Consider the following 6,412-nt stretch of genomic DNA (forward strand, 5'->3'; position numbering starts at 1 on the left):
CTGCAAGCCCGGCACCGCGGCGTCAGCTGGCGTCGTCTTGGAAGACATCTGTTGCGTCCAAAGCCGTGAAGGGCGCGAAGAAACCGCCACCCGATCCGCCACCCACCAGGAATATGCCCCGTTCCAGCACGACAGCATCGGCGCCGGTGCGCGGAGCCGGCAGATCCGCCTCCGCCGTCCAGCCGGTTTCACCCGGCGCCCAGGAGATGTGGGTCTGCAAAGTCGTTCGCCCGTCCGCCGATTGGCCACCGAACAAATGCACCCGGCCCTGATACAGAGCCACAGCGCTGCCCGAGCGGGCTTCCGGCAAGGCCGGGCCTTCACTCCAGCTGCCGCTTTCCGGATCGAAAATATCGTGGCGGATGCTGGCACCGTCCGCGCTGATGCCGCCGATGACATGGATCCGACCGTCCACCGCCAGCGTGGCCGCTGCCCGGCGCGTCACACCCGCCGGCGCGTCAAGACTGTCCCATTCGCGCGCTTCGGGATCGAAGGCGAAGACGGTTTCGTCATCATGCAGGCCGCCAATGGCGTAGAGCTGCCCGTCCAGCGGCACGAGGGCGAAATCCGCCTTCGAGCCCGGCATGGCAATCTCGCTCTGCCAGATATAGCTCTCGGTCGACCAGGACCACATGGCGGCACTGGGCCCCACCATGCCATCCTCGCCGGGCGCATACCCGCCGGAGGCATAGATGCGGCCGTCCAGGCTGGCCATGCCGAATTGTTCCAGACCGCGCGGCAGCGGATTTTCCGGGAACCAGCGGTCATATTCCGGATCATAGCTTTCAAACTCGGCGCGCGGCGTGGTCAGGCCGGAACCGCCGGCGGCGTAGACACGCCCCTCATGCACCACAACCGCCAGACCCGCGCGCGGCGCGTCCAGCCGGGCCGCGGTTTCCCAGCGTCCCTGCGCCTCAACGGGCGACAGGACCATGAACGACATGATCGCCGGAAGCATCCAATTACGCACGAAACCACCCTGTTGTTATCTGACGCACCCTTGCCGGGTTGCATAACATCATAACAGAACCAGCGTCGCCAGTCCCAGGAAGGCCAGGAAGCCCACCACATCGGTCACCGTGGTCACGAAGACCGAGGAGGCCACGGCCGGGTCGGCCCCGGCCCGCACCAGGCCCAGCGGCACCAGAATGCCCGACAGGCCGGCACAGGCCAGATTGACCACCATGGCAATGGCGATCACGCCGGCGAGCTGGAAGTCCTGGAACCAGACCAGGGTCACCAGACCCATCACGACCGCAAAGATCAGTCCGTTGAACGCGCCCGTGGCCAATTCCCGTCCCACCACGCGCATCGTGTTGGCAGCCGTCAGGTCGCGTTCGGCGATGGCGCGCACGGCAACGGCCAGGGATTGCGTCCCGGCATTGCCGCCCATCGAGGCGACAATGGGCATCAGCACGGCCAGGGCGACGACCTGGGCAATGGCGCCCTCGAACAGGGCAATCACGCCGGAAGCCAGAATGGCGGTGAACAGATTGACCAGAAGCCAGGGCGCCCGCGAGCGCACGGAACTCCACACGGTATCGGCCAGACCGGCCTCGTTCACGCCGGCCAGGGCCAACAGGTCTTCCTTGTTCTCGTCCTGGATGACGTGGACGATATCGTCCAGCGTCAGCATGCCGGTCAGGCGCCCGGCCGTATCGACCACCGGGGCCGAGACGAGGTGGTATTTCTGGAAGAGATAGGCGACCTCTTCCTGGTCGGTTTCCGGATCCACCAGGATGCGCGGCGTTTCCATCAGGTCCGAGAGGGCGACATCGCGCTTGGCCGATAGGAGACGGCAGACCGGGATCTCGCCGACCGGACGGAAGCCGGTATCGATCACGAAGAGATCGTGGAACTTGTCCGGCAATTCCTCGTCCGTGGCGCGCATATGGTCCAGCGCATGACCGACGGTCCAGAATTCCGGCGCCGCCACGAATTCGCGCTGCATGAGACGACCGGCCGTCTCATCATCAAAGGCCAGGCTCTGCTCGACGGCCTGACGGTCAATGTCGGAGATCTCGGCCAGAACGGCGGCGCGGATATCATCATCGAGTTCCTCGACGACTTCCGTGGCGTCATCCGAATCCAGTTCCTGGATCGCCGCCGCAAGGTGCGAGGCGTCCAGATAGGACATGACGACTTCGCGCGAGCCGGGCTCCAGCTCGGCCAGGACTTCACCGGTGAAGATATCCGGCGTGATCGTGGCCAGGACTTCCTGCTGGCCCGCCGATAATTGCTCCAGCACGTCGGCGATATCGGCCTCGTGCAGGGGGGCCAGCATGCGCCGGATAAGCTCGGCATCCTGGTCGGAAATCGCCTGGCGCAGATTGGCAACGAATTCAGGGTCGGTATCCGCCCGCGCGGGGGAATCCATCAGGAGATCGTCTTCCAAAGCGGCTTCGCTCATATCTCCCTCCCCGGCTGGTTGAATCTGCGTCACAGACTAGGGCCCGCAACGCGCAAAATCGAGTGCGGTATCAGGTCCAAACACGACAAATTTCAGGTGGAATCACGCCTTTTCAGCGTTTGCCCCTGCCCGACCGGCACAATCCCGAGCCGGGCAATCAACCATTGGCAGCCGGTCAGACCAGAAACGCGTTGACCCGGACGCCCCGATAATCTTGGGTTGCTGCGTTTTTGTATCGGGGGCGTCACGTGAATTCTGGTTTCGAACAATATATCCCGCTGGCTCTGGGCGGGCTGGGCGGCGTTCTGGTCGGCATGCTCATCATTCTGGTTTGCGGATTGAGCGGGGTCAGCCGGATGGCGGACGGGACCAAGCTGTATAGTGGCAGCCTCTTCCTGGAAGGGCTCGCCGGACTGCGGGTCAATGCCGGGCGAATTTTCGCACTCTTTCTGGCCATCTCCTTCCTCTTCGCCCTGTCGACGGGAATCACGGCCCTGACCGGCATCCCGCTTGGCATCATGGATTTGTTCACCAGCTGTGGCGCGGTCTTCCTCGGACACCGGTTCCTGCTGGAAAAACCCTTCCAGGAAACCGGGCACAGCCTGCCGGAGCGCGGCTTCTTCTCTGTCGTTCTGCGCTGGATCGTGGGCGGCATCATCGCCCTTTTGATGTTCGCCTTCCTCCTCCTGCCCTATGCCATCATCAATGCCCTCCTTGTGAACTCCGGAGCGCCGACCACCCTGTTCGATATCGGGCTTGGCTTCCTTCTGGGCCTGGGCCTCACTGTCATCTCGCTGGTGATGACACGCTTCACCTTCGCCTTTCCGGCCGCTGCACTGGGTCGCAAGACCTGGTTCGGCACTGCGGTCCAGGAATCACAAGGGATGAGCTTCGGTCTCGCTGGCGCCCTGTGGAGCAATGCCCTGGTCATGATCGTCCTGACGGTCGTGATCATGGCCACGCTGGAAATTCTTCGCAGCGCGCTGAATTTGCCAGTCGGAACGTCGGAATGGGCGCTGCAAGCCGATGACCCGGCTTTCATGTGGGAATTCCTGCTGGTGGAATTGCCGGTCATCCTGATCACGACCGCCTACTCACTGGTCGCCATCAGCATTGTCTCAGCGGCCTATCGCCGGGCCGTGATCGATCCGATGCGAGGCTAAACACCCCTGCCCGCAGCCAGCGACTGACCGGCACACCGGCCCTGCTGCGGCAGGGCCAACCCGTCGCAGTCATGTGCGAGCGCAAATTCCATAAACCCGGACACGCACGCTGTGCACAGCCCTGAGCCGCGTATCATGTAAGCATCGACCCCAGCACCGTCAGTGGGTGCCGAAGCTCGGGTCGAGCGGAGCGGGAACATCTGAAAACCCCGGGCCACAGGCCCGCAAGCGCGACCGCGCGTCGGCCCCTTATGGGCCGCCCATCGGAGGCGTCCGCAAAGCGGACTGCCGTGAGATCAAAGAGATAAAATGGTGCGGTCGAGAAGACTCGAACTTCCACGGGTTTTACCCCACAGCGACCTCAACGCTGCGCGTCTACCAATTCCGCCACGACCGCACGTCATGGAGGCGCGGGAGATAGCAACATCCCCGCGCCTTGTGAAGAGTGTTCTGCAACCCTTTATGCAGCGGCGAAGAACTCGTTGGCGTCGGCAGGTCCCGTGATGGACACGGCGATGCGATCGCCCTGGATCACGACATCGCCACGCGCAATGGGATGATTATTGGCCAGAATCCACACCTGGTCGTCCTCGCCGCTGTCCAGCGGGATGACGGCACCACGGCCCATGCGCAGGAATTGCTGAATCGGCATCTTGGATCGGCCGAGAAGGACCGATATTTCGACGTCGACGGATCCGACCTGTGACACGGGAGCGCTCCTGACTTGCGATTCGATGGCTCGGACACGATGTTTGTCGCATTCGGTTTCCGCAGTGTTAAGAAGGGCCGATATGACATTACAGCCTGATCAAAACGCTCCCGCCGTGGAGTGGGCCGTTTCCGAAGGCTTTGTCCCCTATCCCGAAGCGGTCGCCTTCATGGAAGACCGCGCCGCCCGAATCGCAGCGGGTGAAGCGCCGGAACTGATCTGGCTGCTGGAACACGCCCCGCTCTACACGGCCGGGACCAGCGCCAAGCCGGATGATCTCCTCATGCCGGACCGGTTTCCGGTCTTCGAGACGGGGCGTGGCGGGGAATACACCTATCACGGACCGGGCCAGCGCGTGGCTTATGTCATGCTGGACCTGACCCGGCGCGGCCGCGATGTGCGCGCCTTCATCCAGTCCCTGGAAAAATGGCTGATCGGCACGGCGGCCCAGTTTGATGTCGTGGCCGGTCCGCGCGAAGGCCGGGTTGGCGTCTGGGTGGACCGGGGCGCCGGCCGCGAGGACAAGATCGCCGCCATCGGCGTGCGCCTGCGCCGCTGGGTCTCCTTCCACGGGATCGCCTTCAATGTCGCGCCCGACCTCTCCCATTTCGGCGGTATCACGCCGTGCGGCATTTCCGATCCGCGCTATGGCGTGACCTCGCTGAAGGATCTGGGCCTGGATGTCAGCCTGGATGACTTCGATTCGGCCCTGCACCTGGCCTTCACGGAGATTTTCGGGGATGCCCGGCGCGTCGGGGCGCCCGCCCTCGGAACAACCGCCTGAGCCGCTCAGCCGGCCCGTTGCATGCGGGAAAACCAGATCGCAAAACCGGCAATGACCAGCCAGAACCCCAGGAAAGAGCCGCTGCCGGAGGCCGAAGCAATGTGCTCAACCAGCTCCGGATTGGCTTCCAGCTGACGCTGGAACTCGGTCTGGAAGCCCGGATCGGACAGGGCTTCCTGAAGGGCCTGCGGATCGGATGTGTCCACGCCATTGCCGGAGGCGAACTCCATCATGGCGCTGTAAATGCCCGGCATGAGGGCGATGAAACTGCCCAGCATCTTGCCCAGGATCGCCAGGCCTACCGGCAGGAAAGCCAAGGCGATGTCACGGCCGGCATGACGCCGCCGGTTCACATGCAGGGACAGGACGAAGAACCAGATCGCCAGCATGCCGAACACCATCATCAGGCCCGGCAGGCCGGATTGCAGGCGCAGGAAGTCGAACACAGCCAACAGGGCAATACCGCCGAGATAGGCCGTCACCGAAGCCCGATAGACAGGCAGGAAAAGCACGAGCGGGTTCATGGAACGTCCTGTGTGACTGCGCGGCCTATTCGTCGCCAGCCGGGGCGACATCAATGATGCGGATCGGGGCGGGCCCATAGGCATTGGCGCCGGCCTGTCCTTCGGCCAGCCCCAGCCAGAGCGTATAGCCCAGCCAGACCAGGGTGGAGAGACCGGCCAGGCCGGACACGACCCCGCCAGCCGCCAGCAGGCTGAGCACATTGACGTTCTCGCCGGCCAGAATGGCCGCCAGGATCGCACCGCCCAGAATGATGCCGCTGATCAGGGAAGTGACCAGGCTGACGCCCCAGGGAATGAGATGCAGCCAGGCGGAACGTCCCGTATCATGCAGGCGCTTGCCATAGACGCAGATGCCCACCCAGATCAGACCGAGCCAGACCAGCCCGCCCAGGAGCGGCACCAGTCCGGAGGCCAGATTGCCGCCGAAAATGATCAGCACGCCGATCCAATAATCCCGCGGCGCGATGCGGCCGTTCGGGTTCAGCAAGACGTACTGATAATCCATGGCGCTTTTTCCCTATTCGAACTCGATCATGAGTTCGTCGGCTGCGACGGAGTTTCCGGCTTCCACCTTGACGGATTTGATGATGCCGTCAGTTTCCGCGCGCAGCACGTTTTCCATTTTCATGGCTTCCACGATGATGAGCGGTTCGCCGGTCTTGACCTCCTGGCCTTCCTCCACTTCCACCGTGACCACCAGGCCCGGCATGGGGGAGACGACCAGTTTGGCCATGTCCGGCTTTTCCTTCTCCGGCAGGCGCACATGCAGTTCCGCGGAGCGCGGCGAGCAGACGATGGCCGTGGCGGTGAAGCCGCGATGGC

General features: G+C 63.6%; 8 protein-coding genes and 1 tRNA gene. 2 read left to right on the plus strand and 7 right to left on the minus strand.

From position 1 onward, the window contains the following. Window positions 1-22: 22 nt before the first annotated feature. Both I0K07_RS09400 and mgtE read right to left on the minus strand, forming a co-directional pair. The gene (locus I0K07_RS09400; RefSeq protein WP_203292697.1) at window positions 23-970 is read right to left on the minus strand and encodes a Kelch repeat-containing protein; all 948 of its coding nucleotides are present in this window, start codon (window positions 968-970) and stop codon (window positions 23-25) included. Between the two features lie 48 nt (window positions 971-1,018). Continuing rightward, on the minus strand, window positions 1,019-2,410 hold the full coding sequence (gene mgtE, locus I0K07_RS09405; protein WP_203292698.1) for a magnesium transporter: 1,392 nt from the start codon (window positions 2,408-2,410) through the stop codon (window positions 1,019-1,021). A gap of 248 nt (window positions 2,411-2,658) precedes the next feature. On the opposite strand from mgtE, the gene I0K07_RS09410 reads away from it, so the two are divergent. Then, window positions 2,659-3,573 (plus strand): hypothetical protein, encoded by a 915-nt coding sequence (locus I0K07_RS09410; RefSeq protein ID WP_203292699.1) that lies wholly within the window; start codon window positions 2,659-2,661, stop codon window positions 3,571-3,573. Between the two features lie 310 nt (window positions 3,574-3,883). Here the strand turns inward: I0K07_RS09410 and I0K07_RS09415 are convergent. After that, window positions 3,884-3,970: transfer RNA gene (locus I0K07_RS09415), tRNA-Leu, on the minus strand. Between the two features lie 63 nt (window positions 3,971-4,033). After that, window positions 4,034-4,282: a FliM/FliN family flagellar motor switch protein gene (locus I0K07_RS09420; protein ID WP_203292700.1), complete on the minus strand. Its 249-nt coding sequence runs from the start codon at window positions 4,280-4,282 to the stop codon at window positions 4,034-4,036. Between the two features lie 82 nt (window positions 4,283-4,364). On the opposite strand from I0K07_RS09420, the gene lipB reads away from it, so the two are divergent. Next, window positions 4,365-5,066, plus strand: coding sequence for a lipoyl(octanoyl) transferase LipB (gene lipB, locus I0K07_RS09425; RefSeq protein WP_203292701.1), 702 nt, complete (start codon window positions 4,365-4,367; stop codon window positions 5,064-5,066). A 5-nt stretch (window positions 5,067-5,071) separates the two neighbouring features. Here lipB and I0K07_RS09430 read toward each other — a convergent pair whose 3' ends face one another. The 3 genes from I0K07_RS09430 to I0K07_RS09440 all read right to left on the minus strand — a co-directional run. Then, complete coding sequence (locus I0K07_RS09430) at window positions 5,072-5,590, minus strand: hypothetical protein (RefSeq protein ID WP_203292702.1); 519 nt, start codon at window positions 5,588-5,590, stop codon at window positions 5,072-5,074. A gap of 25 nt (window positions 5,591-5,615) precedes the next feature. Continuing rightward, window positions 5,616-6,095, minus strand: a complete 480-nt coding sequence (locus tag I0K07_RS09435) for a DUF805 domain-containing protein (RefSeq protein WP_203292704.1) — start codon at window positions 6,093-6,095, stop codon at window positions 5,616-5,618. A 12-nt stretch (window positions 6,096-6,107) separates the two neighbouring features. Beyond that, window positions 6,108-6,412 (minus strand): biotin/lipoyl-containing protein (locus I0K07_RS09440; protein WP_203292706.1); only part of this gene is annotated, 305 nt, incomplete at its 5' end.

Source organism: Maricaulis parjimensis, from assembly GCF_016817355.1.
Classification (GTDB): Bacteria; Pseudomonadota; Alphaproteobacteria; order Caulobacterales; family Maricaulaceae; genus Maricaulis; species Maricaulis parjimensis.

Bases quoted from the DNA above. Each gene is read 5' to 3' on its own strand.
- mgtE (WP_203292698.1), bottom strand. From the start codon at position 2,410: ATGAGCGAAGCCGCTTTGGAAGACGATCTCCTGATGGATTCCCCCGCG.
- lipB (WP_203292701.1), top strand. From the start codon at position 4,365: ATGACATTACAGCCTGATCAAAACGCTCCCGCCGTGGAGTGGGCCGTT.
- I0K07_RS09430 (WP_203292702.1), bottom strand. From the start codon at position 5,590: ATGAACCCGCTCGTGCTTTTCCTGCCTGTCTATCGGGCTTCGGTGACG.
- I0K07_RS09435 (WP_203292704.1), bottom strand. From the start codon at position 6,095: ATGGATTATCAGTACGTCTTGCTGAACCCGAACGGCCGCATCGCGCCG.